12 protein-coding genes and 1 pseudogene are annotated in these 20770 nt (G+C 55.7%); 8 read left to right on the plus strand and 5 right to left on the minus strand.

Annotated features, from left to right (window positions below):
* The first annotated feature begins 247 nt into the window (after positions 1-247).
* The 4 genes from VM554_02430 to VM554_02445 all read left to right on the plus strand — a co-directional run bounded on the left by VM554_02430 (position 248) and on the right by VM554_02445 (position 6247).
* Positions 248-1945 (plus strand): hypothetical protein, encoded by a 1698-nt coding sequence (locus VM554_02430; GenBank protein HVJ07215.1) that lies wholly within the window; start codon positions 248-250, stop codon positions 1943-1945.
* A 43-nt stretch (positions 1946-1988) separates the two neighbouring features.
* On the plus strand, positions 1989-2147 hold the full coding sequence (locus VM554_02435; GenBank protein HVJ07216.1) for a hypothetical protein: 159 nt from the start codon (positions 1989-1991) through the stop codon (positions 2145-2147).
* A gap of 182 nt (positions 2148-2329) precedes the next feature.
* Positions 2330-3544: a hypothetical protein gene (locus VM554_02440; protein HVJ07217.1), complete on the plus strand. Its 1215-nt coding sequence runs from the start codon at positions 2330-2332 to the stop codon at positions 3542-3544.
* 558 nt (positions 3545-4102) lie between these two features.
* Positions 4103-6247 carry an FAD-dependent oxidoreductase gene (locus VM554_02445; GenBank protein ID HVJ07218.1) on the plus strand — a complete coding sequence of 715 codons (2145 nt, stop codon included), beginning with the start codon at positions 4103-4105 and terminating at the stop codon, positions 6245-6247.
* Positions 6248-6496: 249 nt separating this feature from the next.
* On the opposite strand, the gene VM554_02450 is transcribed toward VM554_02445, so the two are convergent.
* The 5 genes from VM554_02450 to VM554_02470 all read right to left on the minus strand — a co-directional run bounded on the left by VM554_02450 (position 6497) and on the right by VM554_02470 (position 16541).
* Positions 6497-8494 (minus strand): glycoside hydrolase family 2 TIM barrel-domain containing protein, encoded by a 1998-nt coding sequence (locus VM554_02450; GenBank protein HVJ07219.1) that lies wholly within the window; start codon positions 8492-8494, stop codon positions 6497-6499.
* Positions 8495-8713: 219 nt separating this feature from the next.
* Positions 8714-10420 carry a sialate O-acetylesterase gene (locus tag VM554_02455; protein ID HVJ07220.1) on the minus strand — a complete coding sequence of 569 codons (1707 nt, stop codon included), beginning with the start codon at positions 10418-10420 and terminating at the stop codon, positions 8714-8716.
* A 32-nt stretch (positions 10421-10452) separates the two neighbouring features.
* Positions 10453-11718 (minus strand): hypothetical protein, encoded by a 1266-nt coding sequence (locus VM554_02460; protein HVJ07221.1) that lies wholly within the window; start codon positions 11716-11718, stop codon positions 10453-10455.
* Positions 11719-11989: 271 nt separating this feature from the next.
* Positions 11990-12778 (minus strand): tetratricopeptide repeat protein, encoded by a 789-nt coding sequence (locus VM554_02465; GenBank protein HVJ07222.1) that lies wholly within the window; start codon positions 12776-12778, stop codon positions 11990-11992.
* 241 nt (positions 12779-13019) lie between these two features.
* A complete protein-coding gene (locus VM554_02470) occupies positions 13020-16541 on the minus strand; it encodes a TonB-dependent receptor (GenBank protein HVJ07223.1) in 3522 nt (1173 codons plus the stop codon).
* Positions 16542-16912: 371 nt separating this feature from the next.
* Here VM554_02470 and VM554_02475 point away from each other — a divergent pair, with 371 nt between their 5' ends.
* The 4 genes and pseudogenes from VM554_02475 (at position 16913) to VM554_02490 (ending at position 20706) form a co-directional block, all read left to right on the plus strand.
* Positions 16913-18205 carry a hypothetical protein gene (locus VM554_02475; GenBank protein HVJ07224.1) on the plus strand — a complete coding sequence of 431 codons (1293 nt, stop codon included), beginning with the start codon at positions 16913-16915 and terminating at the stop codon, positions 18203-18205.
* A gap of 492 nt (positions 18206-18697) precedes the next feature.
* A complete protein-coding gene (locus VM554_02480; GenBank protein HVJ07225.1) occupies positions 18698-18949 on the plus strand; it encodes an ImmA/IrrE family metallo-endopeptidase in 252 nt (83 codons plus the stop codon).
* Between the two features lie 815 nt (positions 18950-19764).
* A pseudogene (locus tag VM554_02485) lies at positions 19765-20433 on the plus strand (NAD(P)/FAD-dependent oxidoreductase).
* A gap of 30 nt (positions 20434-20463) precedes the next feature.
* Entirely contained in the window at positions 20464-20706 is a 243-nt protein-coding gene (locus VM554_02490) for an oxidoreductase C-terminal domain-containing protein (protein ID HVJ07226.1), read from the plus strand.
* Positions 20707-20770 lie beyond the last annotated feature (64 nt).

Below are 20770 nucleotides of genomic sequence, written 5' to 3' on the forward strand. Positions count from 1 at the left end.
CGGAGCGGCCTGCTGGCATTCCCGATCAGACGCGAAGTAAATCGCGGCGCGAGCGAGGGTAAGACATGCTGGCCTATCGATGCTCCCATACGAACCCGGATGATTTACGGCTAATTACCGCAATTACTTGACGCTCCCGCCATAGGAAATGAGGATGGTGCGTCGTGCGGTTCGCCTGCACTTTGCTGCTGTACGCGGAAATCAAACACAGAGGAAATTAATCAAAATGCAGAGGAAGCGGCAGAGCATGGACCCTCGAACTTTTCTGGCGTTGGCGGTCCTGACGGCCAACGTGCTACTTGCAGGTTGCGGAGGCTATGCAGCGATTCAGGCACCGGCGCCATTGTCGCCCACGTCCCCGACAACGCAAACGACCATCGCCGACCAGATCGGCGTGACCAATGTGTCCGCGCTTTACCAGTACAACAAAAGCGAGTCGCTCCTCGATGAAGGGCGGAATCGCATGGCCTCCAATTCCAGCGAGTTCGGCGCCGGCCTCGGCACTCACGTGATGAAGCTCTGGTTATCAAGCAGCTATGCTACCTCCTATCCGAATACAACGGATTGGGGCACGATCAACTCGCTCTCCGACCTGGCCAACTCGCCTCCCTATACGCGCGCCTTCAACGATCCAAACTTCAATACCTATATTCTCGAGTCCTTCGAGTTCTGCCAGAAAACCAACATTGGCACATGGGGAGAAACGCTCTGGAAGTCGGCCTCGTTTGCCACGGATACGACGTTGCAGAAGTGTGTTCACGATCAGTTCTACGCTCTGACGCAAGCCCTGCTGACCCATTACAACAATTCCGGCAAGACATTCGTGCTGCAGAACTGGGAGAGCGATAACGCGCTCGCTCCTCAAAACACCCGCGACTTCAGCCCCACCCCGTCCGCGTCGCAAACATGCCCGGCCACCGATACCTCGGCCTTCTGCGTCGCCGTGCGCAACATGATCCTCTGGCTTCAACTCCGGCAACAAGGTGTTTCTGACGCCCGCAAAGCCACGTCTTATACGAATGTCACGGTTGCCGCTGCAGCGGAGATAAACCAGGTTCCCGGCTACAACTCCAGCTGGACTTACCCCAGCACCGTCGATCTGGTCATCCCGTCTCTGTCGATGGATCTGTACTCCTGCTCCTGCTACCCGCCGTCCGTTCCCGGTAATGAATATGCACTCTTCGGCATGCTGGACTATCTCAAGAGCAAGCGCCACGACTCTGCGCAGTACGGGTCGCAGAATATCTACGTAGGTGAGTTCGCTACGCACGAGCAAATGTTCTACTCCGGCAATAACTGGACGGAGACCTCTTCGCAGCAGGCGCGCGTTGCAAATGCCCGGCAGGTGGAAAATGCTCTGCGCTGGGGTGCCCGCTGGGCCATTTATTGGGAGCTCTACAACAACGTAGGCAGTGCATCGAGTAACGCCGGCTTCTGGCTGATACGCCCGCCCGGAGGCGGCTCCGACGGCCAGCAGCCCGACATGACCCAGACCTGGGATTATTTGCAGAACATCATGGGGAAGGATATCGGCAACTACCGCTACGTTTACGAAGCGGAGAACCATTTCACCGCCGTCATCGGTGGAGCCGCCGCGGAAACAACAGACCCCTCTCTCTCCGGAGGGCGAGGCCTATGGCTTTCCGGTGCGAATGCGGGTTCCGCTCTTACCTTCGACGTCTACGTTCCTTCGAGCGGCAGCTATAAGCTTACGGTCGACATGCAGACTGGTCCGGCGCACGGTACTTTCAACGTTAAGCTCAATTCCGTCCAGGCAGGTTCAACCTACGATACCTATAGCGCCACTAAGGGCTATCAGACTTACACGGTCTACACTGGAAATATACCTGCTGGCAACACAACTATAGACCTCGTCGTAAGCGGCAAAAATGCTTCGGCAACCGGTTTTGATCTTGTAGCCGACTCCATCCGTATCGCGCCGTGACTGGAAATACAAATGGGGGCTGTTGACGCTTGGGAAAAGTCCGATGATTGAAAGTAAAGTCGCCATCGCCGGCAAGAAAAACAACTCATGGGGCGAACGCAACGGCGGCCGACCCTCGAATACGTGGTCCACGGTGGGAGCAGCAACCTTCGGCGCGCAGGGATTCGCGATATCGAGGCCGGGAGTCAGGTTGATCTGCTAAAATCAACATCTCCCATGCATGATGTCGAAAATCCGAAAACACCCCCAGGTGTCGAAAAACGATTATCGGGTAAAGTCATTGTCCCGGAAGTCGGCCTGAGTGCGGGGGAAGTTCTCGACCAATGCGCCAGAATTACGGAAAGCGAAGAGTTTCGAACAGCTCCCTTGCAGCAAAGGCTGCTTTTGCATTTAGTTTCAGAGACGCTCGAAGGGCGGGGGCTGGAACTGAAGGAGTATTCGGTCGGAGTTGAGGTTTTCAATCGAGGCGCCGACTTCGATCCTCGAACCGACGCTGTGGTTCGCGTCAGCGTTGGGCAGTTGCGCCGCCGCCTGGCAGCCTATTACACGACCGCAGGCACTCAGGATGACATTGTCATCAATATTCCGAAGGGCCACTATTGGGCGGAGTTCAATCAGGCGTCCCGCAAGGAGGACTACAGTTCCGCCAGCGTGACGGTACCGCTCTCCGATGTTCCAGTGGAAGTGCAACCAATCCTTGAGCTCCCTGCCAAGAACCCAACACAGCGGTCGAAGCAGACCTTTTCGTGGCCGTGGCTTCTTGCAGTGGCACTAGTCGTGGCACTTCCTTCCTTCTGGCTGGGATTGCACCGCGGCTCCAGCCAGTCGGCACTTTCTGGCGGAGACATTCGCAAGAGCCTTTTCTGGTCAATGTTCTTAGAGGGAGATCCTCATGCCGTCGCGGTCATCGGAGTAGCCACCACGGCCTCGATTGGTCCGGTGGTGGTGCGTATGCCCAGCGTAAACGATGCAGGGGCAATCTCTACTAATAAGGAGATGCAGAAGATTGCTGCGCTTTTTGGGCAATCGCCTCTCCCGTATAGCGTTTACACGGGCATTGGAGACGCCATTGCGGCAGCGCGGCTGGAGCATGCCTTTGCCGCATCCTCGCTCGATTTGCCGATCCTTCCCTCGAAGGAGGTCCGTTTCAGCGATCTGCACTCGCAAAACGTTGTCTTTATATCCTCCCTGCGTTTCCGCGATCTGCACAGCTCGCTCGACCGCAAGCGAGATTTCGAGGCCGAGGATATCGGTGATGACCGCATTCGGATTGTGAACCATGCGCCTCGTGCCGGAGAGCAGTCATTCTATTATTCGATTGAGGGCTCATCCGGTCCATCAACGGATTATGCATTGATCTCGATCTTGCCCGGAACGGAGAGCGACCACAGGATCATGGAAGTGGGCGGGACCGCTACGCTGGGCACAGCAGGTGCGGCCCAGTATCTCACTGAGGCTGCCAGCCTGTCGGAGTTGGATGGTCGATTAAGAAAGGACCGTCCTGCAGGTGCCTCCAGCGTGCAGGTGCTTCTGCGTGTCGATATCCTGGACAACCAGATCGTGTCCGTACACTATGCGACGCACCATTGGATCCGTTGATATCTTTCTCTTAACCGTAAAATCTTTACTGCCAGCCTAAAAAATCGATGCTCCGGAAAAGGGCATTTCCGTGAAATTCACAAATGGAGTCGGGCTGTTGGATCCGTACTGATGTTTGCCGCGGACCTCAGCACCCAGGGCGATTCGGGGAGCATTCTCCATCAAATAACTTCTAGCGATCAGTCCGTAAATGGCGCCTATCGAAAAGATCAGGAGCGCCTTATTTTCATGTTTTACGCAATTTCCCCAATAAGTTCTAACCTCAGTGGTCCTGAGAATCGTCCTGGGTTATGAAGAAGTACCCAGGAGGCCGGTCCTCATCTCAGGCTATCGAACTCTGCTTCAGCTCCCGGCGCGTCAGCTCTCTGCCGAACGCGCGGAAAATAGCGGGGAGCATTAACGTTAAGTACTTCCGGATCAACGGAAAAATACTTCCCAGCTTCCAGAAAGCCTTTTCTAATGTGGAGGTCTTTTTAATCTGCGATCCCGGCAAGGAAATTCAGGATAACGAAACGTTAGATTTCTCTCGACGAGCGCAGCAAAAGACAAGGGAATCAAGTGAAACGAATTCTTCTTACGCTCAGCTTCGGAATAGTGTTTCTTGTCTCCTTCCCAACTGCTTTCTTTGCACAGCCCGCCCTCGATAAGCATTACGACGTGGTTGTTGCAGGTGCGGGCACGGGGGGTGTGTCGGCTGCCATTCAGGCTGCCAGAATGGGAGCCCGGGTTGCCCTGCTGGAAGAGAGCGACTGGATTGGAGGCCAACTGGCTGCAGGTGTGGGGACGATGGATGAAGGCGTCGGGCCGAACGGTACGCCGCCATCCGGTATCTACGCGGAGTTCCTGAAGCGCGCCTCTGCCTACTACTCGAGCCGGGGAAAATCGATCAGCACATGCTACTGGAGTGCCAATCTGCAGCATTGCGTCACGCCAATCGCCGCACGTGAAATTCTGATGGACATGATCGACGAGGTGAATGCGAAGGGCGCTCAGGGATCGCGCGGGCATATCGATCTTTACCTTCAGGATCGCGTTACCCGCGTTCTGGCGAAGGACGACGTTGTCACCGGTGTTGTTACGTCGCAGAATCAGCAATGGTCGTCTTCGATTCTCATCGACGCGACGGAGTATGGCGACGTAATCCCCCTGACGCCGGCGCGCTACCGTATGGGCCATTCCGTGAATGCAGACGGTGAGCCCAGTTGCATCCAGGCAATCACCTGGGTCGCTGAGATCAAAAAGTACCCGCAGGGCATGCCCAAGGGGTTTGTGTTGCAGGATCCGCCGTCAGGGTATGAAAAGTGGAAACCGAACTTTGAAACCTCCATGCGCATCGACGGGAACCCGGCAGATCGGAAGCTTCCGGTTAGCTTTGCTGAGTACGTTGGCTACCGGGGATTACCCGATACTGCCAATCCCGCGAATTATAACGGTGCCGAGATTGGCAAAATCACGCGCAGCGCGATGAACTGGTTCAACGATCTCGACGTGACCACCGACCTCTTCGACCGCACCAAGCGACAGCGGATTCTCTGCGAGGCGAAGCGGAAGACACTGGCCAATATTTACTACTTCCAGCATGAAATGGGCGAAACGCAATGGTCAGTGGCCAATGACGAAGGCTTTGACACGTCTTATAACAAGATGAATTCGTGCCCTGACATTCCGGCAGAATACAAAGCCGTCGAAGAAAATCTTCCCCAGATTCCCTATGTGCGCGAGAGCATTCGGATTGTAGGGGAATACACGCTCACCGGTGGCGATATTCGCCGCGAGCGCAATTGGTCGATGTCGGTGAAGGGTTTCACGGATGCAATTGCTGTTGGTGATTACGCCGACGATCTCCATAGCTGTAACTCCAAGCCGGAATTCTTCGAACAGGACCTCGAACACATTACAGATTTGCCACCGGGGTTTCGCTTCGGACCATTTCAGGTGCCTCTGCGTTCCCTCATTCCAGAGAAAGTCGACGGACTTCTCGCTGCGGAAAAGAACATATCGCAATCGCGCCTGGCCAACGGAGCCACCCGGCTCCAGCCGATTACGATGCTGACAGGTCAGGCGGCGGGTGCGCTGGCGGCGCTGGCGATATCCGAACACAAGCAGCCCAGGTATGTGGATCCGCAGCAAGTGCAGCTTACTTTGCTTGCGTCTGGAGTGATTCTCTCGCGTCAGCATCTGAGCCTCACGATCGGCTCCAAGGTGTGGCAGGCTGTCGAGTTTGCCCTCGTCAATGGATGGATAGGGGACGAGGAGAACATCGACTTCGACCCGCACAAAACTGTCACGCGATCAATCGGGGCACGGATCCTGGCGAAAGCATTCCTGAGCAACAATTCTCATAGCCTATCGGTGGCTGACATTACGCACAAGTTCGATATGGCGCCGAACACGGTGAAGCAGATCTATCCTGACGTTCCTCTTTATTCAGCCGATTTCAATGCCGTGACCGCCTTACATAATGAAGGGGCCATTGTGCCGTGCGTGCAGAAGAACAAGAATTTTTGCCCCGACGATCCGCTGACGCCAGGTGAATTTCTGCAATCGGTAACGCGGTTAATGAGAAAGAAGAAGTGGGATTCGGGGACGGAAAAGCCGATGCTCGTGAATTCCACGCCTGACCGCGGACGTCAGCAGTTGACGATCGAAGACGCGGCGGTCATTCTCTGTAACGCTGCACGCGTGAAGGCCAGCAGGAATTAGGGTCACTGCCTTCAAGGGCAAAAACGATGCAGGGGAGGGAATCGAGGACAGCGAGGAGAGGCTGGTTATTCGGTAGCTCCTGCCGTTTTTGTCAGCAAGGTCCGCAAGCTGCCTGAACAGTTTGCGGACCTATATCAATGCACTGAGTCCCGTGGCGGGCCCCAGTGCTGAGCGTAAACCGTCAGCGATCCAGGGCAGCACGAACCAGCGGCCGTGCTGCACCCAGAAAGCGGGATTCTACAATCCGTTTCATGCTTTTCGAATCACATTTTTGAGGGCCATAGCAGCAGGTTTTGGCTCCCCGTCAAAGTCAACAATGGACGTGTTGGCAGTGCAGGGGAAACAGTCGTGCCCCATCCAGAGAATCACTCCGCCGCATGCAGGGAAACGCGACTTCATGGCGGAGACGGCGAGCGTGAGCGCATCGGCCTGCCGCTTCTGGCTCCAAGTCACGAATTCTTCAAGAGACGCTGGCTCTCTCCCTTTCTCCAACGCGAATTTCGGCCACTCGATCCACCATGGCTGGCGGTTCCAGAGCGGATTGCTGTGCGTTCCGGGCACCGCCGGCAGGTTCCCCCGGAAGCGGCGAATCATGGCCGCAGGGCTGGCCGAAGGTGCACCCATTTCGGAATGGAACATGGCGTCATCGTGCTGCCACAGATCGCGCCAGGCTCCGTCGACAGGGCCATCAAAGGTCCAGGGACCATGGACATCTTCGTGCTTATTCTCGCCGCACGTCTGTCGAGTGAAGCTGCCGATGGGGCCAAAGGGACTGGTGGGGACGAAGTAGCGGCCAGGATCGTGCTGCTGGACGATTTCTCTGAGCCGTTCGATCAGAGGATGGTGCTCGATGGTAAGCGTTGGATCGCTGCTGACGTGACCCGCAAGGTCATCCTGCAGCTCGTTGCCGCCGCACCACAGAGCCAGCGATGTGTGGTGCTGCAGGCGCTGAATATACGACTCCGCCACCTCTGAGAGTCTCCGGATGGAGGTTTCATCCGCAGGCGGGTAGTTGTCCAGGCCGGAGCTGGAGAGAGGAAATTCCTGCCAGACAAGAAAGCCATTTTCGTCGCACAGATCAAAGAGCCATTGGCGTTCAGGAAATCCGCCCCCCCATACGCGCAGCACATTCACGCCGATATCTCGATACACTGCGATTCTTTTGGTGTAGTCCTCGCGTTGCACGTCGGCAAAGTTGGGAAGAATCGGCGTCCAGTTCACTCCGAAGAGGAACAACTCCTTGCCATTCACGACGCAAAGATAGGGATGGGCGTTTTCCGCTGCACCCCGGGTGCGTTTCCACTCGATATGCCGGAAGCCAACTCGCAGCATTCTGGAATCTATCAACTGATTCTGCTCGTCGAGAAGACGGATGTGGAGATCGTAGAGAGTCTGCTTGCCGAGTCCATTGGGCCACCAGAGTTCCACAGGCAAGTGATCCCATGAGAGCTCGGCAGCTCCCTCGCCAACAGCAACTGTTTGCTTGCGGAGTACCCGGTTGCCATCCTTGAGGGCCACTTCAAGAAGCTTGCCACCCGTCGTGGTAGCAGAGAATTGAAGGTTGCCAGTTATTGAATCGAGTGAAAGTCGCGGGATGCATCGAATCTTGCCAATTTCCGCTTCCCGCACGACTTCAAGAGTGACTGAATCCCAGATTCCGATCTGCACGAGGCGACTTGTCCAGTCCCAGGAGTAGTTGAAGCGCGGCTTTTCTTCTTTCATCCGCGATGTGTGTCCGAACTGACCGAGCCAGCGGGGCGATTGCTGAAACCAGATTTGCAGCAGATTGCCCGATGGCTTTAGATGAGGCTTTAGATCAACCTCGTACGGCGTGAAGCTGCCTTCGAAATCGAGAACCGATGCCCCGTTTAGTAAGATACTGCCTGCATAGTCGAGCCCGCCGCAGCGTAGCCGCAACCTGGTTCCTTCCCGAAGCCACTCATCTGGAAGCTGTGTCTGATAGATCCAATCGCGATTCTCAACCCACTCCACCTCGCGAGCGTTCAGACCGACGTTCCAGTCCGGAATGATTCCGGCATTGAGCAGCGCCTTCTGTACGGATCCGGGTACCGGGGCGTCGATCGGACCAACTTCAGCATCCGGGGCCTGATGGATATCCGTGCACTTGTCTACACCCCACAGAAAAGGGGCAAAGCCGCATACTTGCCATTTCAACGTACCCAGGTCCCAAACGCTCCGTGCATTGGGCGACTGGCGTCCTTCTGCGTTGCTAGTCTCTTTGCTCATTAGCGCGTCTGCCCCCGAAGGAGCCGCGAGAACAAGAGCGGCAGCACCGCCCATTTGGACAAATTCCCGCCGCGTCAGTCTTTCCTTTACAGGCATCTCTTCTCCCATTTTCCTTGTGAATGCTGTGGCCTTTTCGGCCACAGCATTTTCATAAACATCCAGCGTCAGCCCGTTCGAGGCTGCTCTCCTATTTATTCGAAGTTACATGTCAAAGTCTTACTATTTGCTGCCCATCCCTTTGGCATTCTCACTTTGGGATTGGCGTTCTATTGCTGCCTCCGCTTCCGCGGCTGTACAGCCTTTAAGGAAAGCCGATTGCACTTTGTCCGTACGGAAGGGATAGGCGGCCAGATTGGCATCATTGGATAGATTGGCGCAATGATTCATGTCAGTGAAGGCATAAGTGACGGCCACAGGAGATTTCACCTGCGGATTGCTCACCTCAACACTGTTATTGACAATGCGTGCCTCTGCTTCCACAAAGCGCCGGTCTGTGCCGCAGATGGCGAACCCTGACAATCGGCCATCGCCTTCGACCTTCAACCCTTGTGCATGCTGGAAATGGAGAACTGCCTTTCCACCGTGGATCTCCATTCGGTCAAAAATTGGTCCCTTGTATTCAATGGGCTCTTTATAGGCAATGCCGCGCGCTGCCAAAGCCATGCGCTCGCCGACCGGCTTCTTGTCGAGCGGATGGATTGGTGATTTGTAACCGAAATCGCCGACATTCCAGGTCAATGGCAGATCGTGAACAGGAATCGCCGCGGTCTGCGGAACGGTTTGCGCAACCTCGAACTGGGCCTCACGCATATAAGCCCACGATTCCAGGTTGTTCAGCGGGATCTTTCCGCCATCATCATAAGCGCCCAGTTGGGTCAGAATAAACGCACGCGGTTGCCCTCCCCACTGATGACGCCAGTCAGCAATCAAAGCTGTCAAAGCCTTCTTGTAGAACTCCGCCCCAACCTCGCCCCACGCGGCATTGTTCTCGCCCTGCCCCCAGAGGAAACCGCGCACTGCATGGCGCGTAAGTGGAGCAACTTTTACATTGAACAATGCAGTAGCCTGGTCCCACGGCTGGTGATAGGGCCCCCAGTGGCCCACATTCCAGTCCACTGGGAGTTTGGCTTTGATTAACGGATCACTTTCAGCCGCGGCCCGGCTCATCCAACTCTCCACTCCCGTCGAGCCAAGGGCACTGTTCATCACACCTACGGGAACTTCCTTGCCGTTTTTATTCAGCGCTTCGTAAAGAGCCAACGCAAAGGTGTAAGCAATCCCGGAACAGTTGGCGACGTTTGCGCCACTGTTGGCCGGAACCCACCTGCCATTCACAGTGTCGTCCACCGGAGATTGAGGAACGCCATTTCGCCATGCCTCATCCACAGTGTCCTGATAGAAAATGCGGATGCTATCCCGCGTAGCAGAAGCCATCAAATCTTGGCCGCCCACAATATAGCGCAAGCGCAGTTCCATATTGGACTGCCCGCTAGAAAACCAGAGCTCTCCCACTAACACGTCATGAATGAGCAAGGGCGTTCCATCGCCGCTGATTTTGATGGAATATTTCTTAAAAGACGCCTTGAGAGGTCTAAGAGAAATTGCCCATTTTCCATCTGCGTCTGCGACGGCACTGCCTTTGTTTACCGTCGCTCCGGAGTCTTCATAAGAAATTTCGGCGGTTATGGTAGAGCCGGGAGATGCTTTGCCCCAGACCACAATCGGCTCTTCCTGCTGGAAGAGGATATGGTCCGATAGACTTTTGGGAAGTTGCAACGCAGCATAGCTGCGCGAGCAAAGAAACAGCATCGACATAAGTACACACGCTGTTACGAAGAGAAACTTGACGCACGAGTATCCTGCGGAGTTACGGCCTTCATTGTTTCCGTACATGCAATCTACCTTTCTGATGAAATCGTTTGCCATTTACGAACACGACGGAATAAGCGCATCCGTACCTAGTGGACGTGATCCTCGGTCGTGAGAAATTCAACGCTGTGCGGAGGAAGACGCAACGCGATCTGGCCGGAGCGGGCATTCAGCGCTTCGGAGTCTTCCAGGTTTTCGTAGTTTGTCTTCTGATTGTCGGGAACATATTTGTAGAGTCTCCAGCGGGGAGAGCGCGGCATTGTGGGAAGCTCAAGAATGGTGCTGGCCTCGAGAGCGTGATCATTTACCAGCATGATGCTCCATGTCGTTTTTGCGTCGCTCACGCTCCTGGCTGCCACGGCTCTTATTCCGGCGGTATCCGTTGGATCGCTGACCTGCAGAATCTGAGCTTCTGGCGGGAACAAATGTGCAAGCAAAGCCCACGACCGAAACCATGGCCGCACGCGGTCGTCTTCCGGTGTACCCATCGCACTGGCTTTGGTATTCCAGAATCCCCAGGTCTTCAGCGTCAGGCTGTCCGGGACGGCGGGATGATCTTTGACCGTATGCATAGCATCATCCAGATCCCATGCGGATGCTCCCATCCATCCAGCCTGTGCTACCTGGGCGGCATAGTCCGCCATCAGAACTCCATATAGATATGTCCGCACGCGTGGCTGCTGATCGCCGTTGATTCGACCCGTGATCAGACCAGACTCACCGAGGAAGAGCGGCTTGGATCCCGCATTGGGGTCGATCTTGAGGAGCGTCTGCCGTTTGTTGAGGAGCAGATTGAAAACGCTGCCACGCGTAACTTCGTCATCCGTGGCATACCAATGCATCTCCCATCCACCTACATAGGAAGCGGCGTCCCGTGCTGTCTCGTCCAACCAGTTCCAGTCACCGGAATTATCAGGACCGACCATCGCAATCGCATGCAGTCCTTCCCGATCGAATACCTGACGTGCATGGATGAAGCCTTTCTTCCATGCCTGGTAATCCACACCCGCTCCTCCGCCCGGCCACATCCAGCCGCCATTGGGCTCGTTCATGTAGTTGTAGAAGCGCAGCACGGTGTAATGCTTCTCCCGCGTCAAATACACCAAGAGCGGCGCAATGATCTCTGCCCAGCGTGCATCACCCGGTCCATTGATGGCAGCTACCGCCTCATCGTGAGGGAGGTGAGGCCATGACCATTCGCCCAGCATGACGGGGGTCTTTCTCGACTCCGCGTAATCGAGGATCCGCAGAAGTTGTCCAAATTCCTCCGGCACCTGGTTAGCATCGCCTCGCCACACATAATCGCCGCAGCCTCCGGCATCCAGCCGGCGGCAGTAGATGTTCGCGCTAAACATCACTCGAAGAAACGCAGGATGCAGTATGTCCAGCCGCGCCCTGATCTGTTCCCATTGCTTTTCTGTTGGTGGATATTGATACGGATCCAGTTGCACGCCAAATCCCTGGAAAGAAGGGACCAAGATGCGGTCGGTGTGGACAGACAGGCGCTCGACATGGTTTGCGACTGCTGCCGAATCCTGAGCGTCTGCGTACCGCGGCCGTGCACAAAGCCCACTCAACAAAATCAAAGTCACCAATAAAAGCAAGGAATTCATCGCCCGCAACCTGCTAGCGATCCCAGTCATCTTTATGCTGGCGAGAAAGTGATACATATCGATTAATCTCCTCGTTTGCTTTATCGCGGTTCCCCGCTTCTTTGTAGAGTTGAGCCAGCAGAAAATGCAGGCGTGGATTTTCCGGTCGCAGCGAGGATGCCGTGCGCATTTCTGAGAATGCCTGATTCTTATCGCCGGTCTGCTGATACACCCGGCTCAGGAATTCGTGAGTCTCCGCATCATCGGGTGCAAGCCGCTCTGACTGCTGCAGCTGTCTCAGAGCATTGCTGAGGTCATGCTGTCGAAAAAGAAATTCGCCATAATGCAGCGAAGGCAGAGAGGAAGGCTTGGCCTCCTGCAGGTTGAACTCGATCGCACGCTGGTAGTGGCGTGAAGCGTCGGTGAACTTTCCCTCGCCCTCCAGCGACCGGGCCAAACCGTCTTCCGCCAAGGCATTGTGCGGAGCGAGTTTCAGACATGCTTCAAAGGCTGCCACCGCGTCCGCTGCCCGGTCCTGGCTATATTGGACACCACCCAGGTATCGCCAGGTCCGCCAATCCGTGGGCTGAAGTTGCAACGAGGCACGCAGCCATTTTTCGGCTGATGCCAGGTCCTTCAATGCAACATAGTCCAACGCGATAAAACGAAGCTCGTCGGCATTCGGCTGGCGAAACTTTAGGATCGCCGAAAACATATCGAGCGAGCGGTCGAACTGATGATTCTGGTAGAGCGCAACTCCAAGCGTGGAATATAAATCGGCCGAGGGTCCCTTCTGCGCGATTTGCGCTTCGAGTTTCTGCACGGCGAGCGCGGCTCCTGCCTGCTCGGACGATGGCTGCGTTTGGATGGAAGCGGCCGCTGGCCGGGCTGCGGAACGATTCCCGCGAAGGCCAGGTTCAGGAAGAGTTGACTGTCCAGGAAGATTGGAAGGAAAACACAGCAGCAGGAGAAGAGCGGCGAGATATCGCCTCTCTACTCCTGCGCTGTGGGGAACAGGAGATGGGCTCTTTGCAGAGCGCATCTCCTTCAAGTGGGCTGGGATATCAGAACTCAAAGCGCACTCCCAACTGTCCAGTACGACGGCCGGAGACGCCTGTTACGTGCCCGAAAAGCGGACTGCTGATGCTCGTGTTCGGGCCGCCCCAGTGGTGACGATTGAAGACATTGAACACATCGAAGCGAAGTGATCCATGGATGCGGTGCTCTTGTTTTCCGAGGAAGCCGAACGATTTCATGATGCTCATGTCTTCGCCGGCATAACCCCAATTTGTGAGAGCCGTGTAGCGCGCCGGCTGATTGCCGAACGAGCCATATGGTGGATCGCTGAACATCGTAGGATTGAAGTAGAGTCCGCTTGGGTCCGAAAGGTTCGACAGGTTCAGCGTCTTGAACTTGCGTCCGGTACTCACGTTCGGATCACGGTTGGCGAAAACGCGGATCCACCCGGGATACGAGTTGCGCGACACGATTGCAGCGAACGGCGTCCCGGTGTTGTAGGAGAACTTCGAACCGATAGTGACTCCGCCGACGACGTAGTCGAGGGCGCGCGAGTTGGAAAGGAAGCGCTGTCCACGCCCGAACGGCAGATCATAGTTGAGGTAGCCCTTCAGCACGTGAGTCATGTTGTAGTCGAGTACGTCGTGCACACGCTGCGCGGCGTCATAGGGGTTCTGCGAATAAGCAGGCCCGGGACCGTCCTGGTAGGCTCCGCCGTCGCTCACGTTGCCTTCTGCTCGCGACAATGTGTAGTTGAAGTCGGTGGTAATGTTGTGCCAGTGGTTGGTTTCGATTTCAGCGATGAGGGCGCGGTAGTGGCTGCTTCCTCCGGGAGTCCCAACGAAGCGCGGTAATTGTCCCGCTGAGGCCAGTTGCGGAAACGGGTTGATGGCCTGATATGCATAGCCCGAGAATCCCGCATACGGATACGGCACGCCTGCGGCAGCAGCGCTGGCCGCGTCAGTGACCTTATCGTTTACGTGGCCACTCTGCAGCAGCGGTAGATAGGTGTTAAGCGTCGGGTAATCGAGGCCAACAAGGCTGGGGTCGTGCAGCCGTTTTCCTGCGTTCTCAATGTAGTTCACCGAGAACACGGCATTGTTTGAAATAGCATATTGGAAGCCGACATTCCAGTTCTGGGTATAGCCGAGCTTCAACTGATCCGGCGAAACATACACTGCGCCGCCGGAAACATCGGTGAGAGTGCTAGTACGCGGCTTATACACTGGCTGGCCGGGATAACCGCCATCCCAGTTGAAGGCAATAGCATTCTGGGAAGGGTTCAGGACGTTGTTGGTGGCGATATAGCCAACCGCGCCGCCGCTGCCCGACAGCGGAACGCCGGTGAATTCATTAATTCCGAGCGGCACATAGAAGAGTCCGTAGGCTGCACGAATCACCAGTTTCTTGTATGGCTGATACACGCCACCGATATGTGGTCCGAGTTGCAGATAGCTCTGGTTCTTCTCGAAGCTGGCGCTGCCGCTCTCAGCGAACTGGTAGGCGCCAGGAATGTTGCCCCAGTTCGGGTTATGCGCGGTAATGTCGAAGTTCATCCAATGGCCGTTCTTCTCATGAAAACGCCCGTTGAATTCATAACGGAGGCCCAGGTTGAGCGTTAAGTTAGGACGAAGACGCCAGTCGTCCTGCGCATAAAGCGAGAACAACTTGCGGCGGCCGTGGAGCAGGAACTCTGCCGAATTACTGGCGCTCTGTACGTTGCCCAGAAGAAAGTTGGCAAATGCGAAGCCGACGAACGGCTGCGCCTTCGGGTCGAGCGGCCCCATAGTCTGGTTGGAGAAGTTGTATGTCTGCTGGCCCCCAGTCGTGCGGCTATTGACGATCTTTGCAATGAAGTCGCCACCGAACTTGAAGGTGTGTAGTCCGTGCGTCCAAGTAACGGCATCGTTGAAGATCATGGCCGAGAAGACGTAGCCGTCCGCAAAGCGGGATCCGATAGACGGTTCTCCGTAACCAAGCGATTGATCCCTAAAATTGATGACCGGCATGTTCTTGATGCCGAGGGTCTGGCTGAAGCCGAGGGAAGCCGCATCGACGGAGTGGTCTGGCTGGTCGGCCGCCATATTTTCGTTGTAGGCTACCGATGCGAAGTTGAGAAGCGACGGGGAAAGCGTGGAGGTGAGTTGCACGCGAAGTGCACGGTTCACCTGCCGTTGCTTCTGCCCCTGACCTAGCGGACCGCCATCGGCGGAGCCCGTCTGCCAGGGGTTGGTTCCGTTAATCCGCGGCAACGACCACCAATTGTAGGACGATGTCAGTCGCTCGGTCTCCGTGATCTGGTGATCGAACTTCAGATCGAGGTGCTGGTTGGTGAGCGACGGAATGCCTGAGAATGCAGGATAGTTGTTGAGCAGGCTGCTGTTGGTTGGCTGGTAGTACTGCTTGTATATGTTGGCTACCTTCGCGGATATCTGGCTAATGTTCGCTGAAGGGATGACGTTCCCTGCGAAAGGCGAATAGCAGGTTGTACCGTTAATGACCCGGGCAGTGTATGGATCGAAGATCTGGCCCTTCACATAAGGCTGCCCCGTACAGGGATTGATGACTGACAGCGGCGTGCTCAGCAGGGCGGAGAAGTCGCCATTTAGGAAGGCCGTCGTGGGAACGGTGGTACCGTTCTGCTGGTAAACGAGCTGTGACTGAAAATAATTTTCCCAGTCTCCGAAGATGAAGGTATGGTTTTTCCAGATGGGGCCGCCTAAGCTATAGCCTTGGTCATGGAAGCGGTCCAATGGACGCTTGTATTTGTGCGCGCAGGTAGCGTCTCCGGGGGCGCACTTGGACAGGAAGTATTTATTGCTCCAGGTGTTGGCGTCCAAAGCCTCGTTTGCCAGGAACCCGTAGGCACTGCCATGAATGGTGTTGGTGCCCGACTTGAGTTCCATGATTAGGTCGCCTCCGCCGGTGCGGGCGGCTTCGGCGGTGATGCCACTGGTCTGCACCTCGAACTGCTTGACGGCTTCCATGCCGACCACCTGGACGAATCCTTCCAGGCCTGCGGAGGCGTCTGTGCCATCCACGATGACATTCTTGGTCATATCCTGCGAGCCGGCAATGTGACCTGCGTAGTTACCGCCGGTCGTTGTTGGAGCCAGCGAGTATGCAAACGACGTAATGTCGCGGCCCCCATTAACCGAGAGCGGCAGATTTACGAGGGCGTCTGCATCGACATTAAAATTAATGACAGAGCGCTCACTTTCCATGATCGGCAATGCATCAGAAACCACGACCGTCTCGGAGGCATTGCCGATCCCGAGTGTTTCATTCAACTCGGCAACCTGGCCAATGCGGAGCTCGACACCAGTCTGCTCGACAGTCTTGAAGCCGCTCTTCGAGAACCTCACCGAATACACGCCAATCGGCAGGTCGGAGATTCGGTATGTTCCGGTGTCATTGCTCACGCCATTGAAGGTGACCCCGGTGGCGACGTTTCTTGCGGTAACGCTCACCCCGGAAACTACGGCTCCGGTCAGGTCAGAGACGCTTCCCGTGATGCCACCGAGGTTGATCTGCGCCAGGGCTCCGCGGGTGAGGAGTATGACACTCAAAAGGAGCAAGAGGAGTCGTGACCATTTTGGGATCCTTGAACTGAATCTGGCTGAACGCTGGAAAATCGGTCGTCCCCCGGGTACGTTGATGCTGTGAGGTGTAGCTTCCAAAGCCATTTATGCTGCCCTCCTTTTTGGTGCATAGGAAACTGCGAGGTTGGTGTGCTTGCCAATAAAAGCTTTCATGCGATATTCATGAAAAGGGATGAACCGGATAAATCCCGGATAAATCCATGTAATTTCCTCATGGAGCTATTATTTTCAACGAGTTACGGGTGCCAACGGAGACGTGCTACACTTCAGCGCGGGCTGCAGAGTGAGATTTTTCACCGGGGTATGGTATCGTTCCCATTACGAGAGGTCGGTTTTAGATGGTGAGTGCGCGGGAGCTAACGGATCAGGGGCTTCTCGCGGACGCGCGCTGGCAACTCGTGGAGAGGATTGTCGCGACGGAGCCATTTCGACGTTCGGCCCGATATCGCGATCTGCTTCGTTATCTTGTCGAGCGCGCCATTACCAATCACCCGGAAGATCTGTCCGAGACGCATATTGGACAGGCTGTCTTTGGCAAGCGACCCGATTACAGTCCTACCGAAGACAGCACAGTTCGAGTTCATGTACGTCAGCTCCGGCTCAAACTCCACGAATACTTCGACGTAGCCGGCCGCGAAGAATCGATCCTGCTGGAGATTCCTAAGGGTGGGTTTGTACCTATCTTTAGGGAGGGAGTCCGGACGGTGGCTCCGTCCTTAGCCGACGCGCCGCCAGCGGAATCGCCAGCGACAGTTGCTGAGGTGAGGCCGAGGTCCCGCTTTATCATTCCAAGCCTGCTGGGTACGATCGCGCTCCTGCTCGCTGTGATCGCCTATCTGTCGTTTCTGCTTCAAACGTCCGCGCCACCCACGCACACGCCTTGGCCGCTCTCATTTTTTGTAAGTTCAGACGAGCCAACCGCCATTGTGACTGCCGATGTGAATTACGGGATGATGAATCTGATCCAGCAGAAGCATCGGACGCTACAGGAGTACCTGACGAAGGAGGCGGGAACGGCTACTTCATCAGGCCCGGACCAGAGTCTGCTCGGCTACATTGGCCTCTCGAGCCTGACTTCCTCCGCAGATGCGGTGATCGCTGCCGGGCTTTCGTCCCTGATGGCGGGGTCGCACCGCCAAGTATCGGTTCGCTCTGCCCGCGATCTGCGCCCGCGTGATCTTGATTTCGGTAATTTTATCTTTCTCGGTAGTCCCACTTCGAATCCCTGGGTTTCAGAGTATCTGGACCGGACAAACTTCGAAGAAGAGGAGGATACGAGCGGCGGATACATTTGGAAGAATAAGTCACCCAGGCCAGGGGAACAATCCTCATTTAAATGTTTGAAGCAGACAGGGACGTCTGGCGATGATTATGCCGACATCGCATTTCTTCCGGGCCGGACGGGGAAGGGGTACGTCCTCATCCTTCAGGGGTGCCAACAGGAAGGGACGGAAAGTACGCTGCTGTATCTGGGAGCTGAGAATCGCCGCCGCGACCTGCTCAAGGCGCTGGGCTTTTCGCGCCCACCGGACAAACCAGTGTTTTTTGAGGCACTGATCCGAACTCAAGTGATTGCGGGGGCTCCGAGCTCAACCACGGTCGTCGCCGCGCGCGTGGTGAATGCGCCTTGAGCGAACGGATGCAGAATAAATCTATGTTTCGGCTTGCTATAACCTTTTCCCCACAATAACTGAAAGAATCGGAATTCCGAGCGACCTTCCTGAACCCACCATAAATAACGCGCCATCGCGTACCCTCCCCGCATTTCTGCCATGCATGCTTCACAGAAGATAGCCTCGCATTCCGGGACCTTTGCGCTCTGGCACTGACTAAAGTTGTCGGCGGCCCCTGTCGACAACTATTAAAACATCGTGAAAATCCTTCAACTCTGTCCCCTTGCGCTATTTGTTTTGGGTGCTGTGGCGATTGCTCAAAACACCATGACCGTTTCGTCGACGTTCACAAAACCCGGACAACCCATCTCTAAGGTGTGCCAAGATCAGGTCGCCGTTTGGCGAACCATAGCCCCGCAGTTCCCCCATCCGAAGAAGTGGTCGTGGTTCATCCTATGTGACGACAATGCCTGGAAACTCTATCTGCAACATTCGGGCCAGGTGTTACCGGTGAGTACTATTTATAGCTCGACCGACATTGATGCCGGCACAACCTTTCTTCGGGGCACGACGCTGCTGCATCCTGATCTTCCCGAGGCTGCTCCCGACCACGTGATCGCCCATGAGCTTGCCCACATCATGCTTCACAGTCGAGACGAAGCCGTAGTTGAGGCACAGACTCGCAAGTGGCTGGAGCGGCAAAAACATGCTGTCGGCAGCCTGGTTCCTTTCAACCTGCCGAAACCGTCGGGTGCCAACTGAGGAAGCGGGACTTGTAGGGTTTGTGTGGCTCACGGCATCCCGGGATTGGCGAGACTTCGAAGGAGAGGGCAACTCGGTTTATAGTTGAGCCGCTCGATGATTTCTGGCCCACCGAGGCGGATTTCGCCAAATGGCCCGAGCCGGAAGACATTGGTGAAGTTGTTCTCTCTCTATCTATACAGTGAGATGCCAGAGTTATTCGCGGCGTGGCTGTATCTCTGTATACGGCAATCCACATCCTATAAGCGAGCGTGCACTATGCCAGACTTTAGATCAGGTTTTCCTTTAAAGGACCTTCTGGACGGGCGACCCGTTGCCGGTAAGGTCGAGGACAACGATGTACTCCTCGTGCGGCATGGAAGCGAGGTGTTTGCAGTTGGGGCATTCTGTACTCACTATCACGGCTCGTTAGCGGACGGGCTTGTGGTCGATGACACGCTCCGGTGCCCGTTGCACCATGCATGCTTCAGCTTGCGAACGGGGGAGGCACTTCGAGCTCCAGCGTTTGACAGCATTGATTGCTGGGCGACCGAGATTGTCCAAGACATGGTGTACGTGCGCCAAAAGATATCGCGGCCCGTGGAGGAGTTGAAAGCTCCTGCTGGCGCACCAAAATCCGTCGTCATCATCGGAGGCGGTGCAGCAGCCTTCTCTGCTGCAGAGATGCTTCGCCGGGAGGGATACCAGGGAGAGCTGACGATGCTCAGTTCTGATGATGTCGTGCCGTGTGACAGGCCAATCTCTCGAAAGACTATCTGGCTGGAACCGCGCCTCCCGAGTGGATTCCCTTGAAGCCTGCTGACTTCTATTCCTCTTTGAAGATCAACCTGATGCTAGGGACGCGTGTCACGGCCATTAAGCCGGAGATGAAAGAGGTCGTAAGCGAGTCCGGAAAATCATTCCAATATGATTCGCTTCTGTTGGCGACTGGAGCCGATCCAGTACATTTGCCGCTTTCCGGAGCATCCGATTCTCAGGTCTACTATCTACGGTCGTTTGACGACAGCAAGTTGATCGCGGAGAAGGCTTCGGCTGCTCGCATGGTTATCGTTATCGGCGCAAGTTTCATCGGCCTCGAAGTAGCGGCATAGTTACGTGCGCGGAACATTGAGGTGCATGTTGTTGCGCCGGAGGAGCAGCCTCTGGCGAAGGTTCTGGGAAGGGAAGTAGGCGAGTTCATTCGCACGTTGCATGAGTCTCATGGCGTCGTATTCCACCTGCAGCGAACTGTTGCCAGCGTGAATTCTACAGGCGCAGTTCTGAGCGATGGAACATCCATCGCCGCTGACTTTATCGTAGTTGGAGCTGGTGTCCGACCGTCCTTAACACTCGCGGAACTCGCTGGCCTGAATCTTGACCATGGTGTGTTAGTGGATCAATACCTGGAGACGAGTTGCCAGGGAATCTTCGCGGCTGGCGACATTGCCTGCTGGCCGGATCCGCATACCGGGCGCTCGATCAGGGTGGAGCATTGGGTTGTCGCAGAACGCCAGGGGCAGGTTGCTGCAAGAAACATGCTTGGCCAGAAAGTGCCCTTTGATGCTGTCCCGTTTTTTTGGAGTCAGCACTATGATGTCACGATAAATTACACGGGTCATGCTGAGCGGTGGGATAGCATCCACATCGACGGATCTCTTGCAGAGCGAAGCTGTGCGATCGAGTATCAGCTTGGCGGTAAGGTCCTTGCGGTTGCCACGATTGGCCGAGATCTAGCGTGCCTCGAAGCAGAACGCAAAATGGAGCAGAGCAACGGCTAGCGACAGAGTGGCACGGGGGAGGAGCCGCTGCTGCAGATTGCATATTGTTTTTTATTTTGATCCT

It is taken from the genome of Acidisarcina sp., assembly GCA_035539175.1.
In the GTDB taxonomy this organism is placed as follows: domain Bacteria; phylum Acidobacteriota; class Terriglobia; order Terriglobales; family Acidobacteriaceae; genus JANXZS01.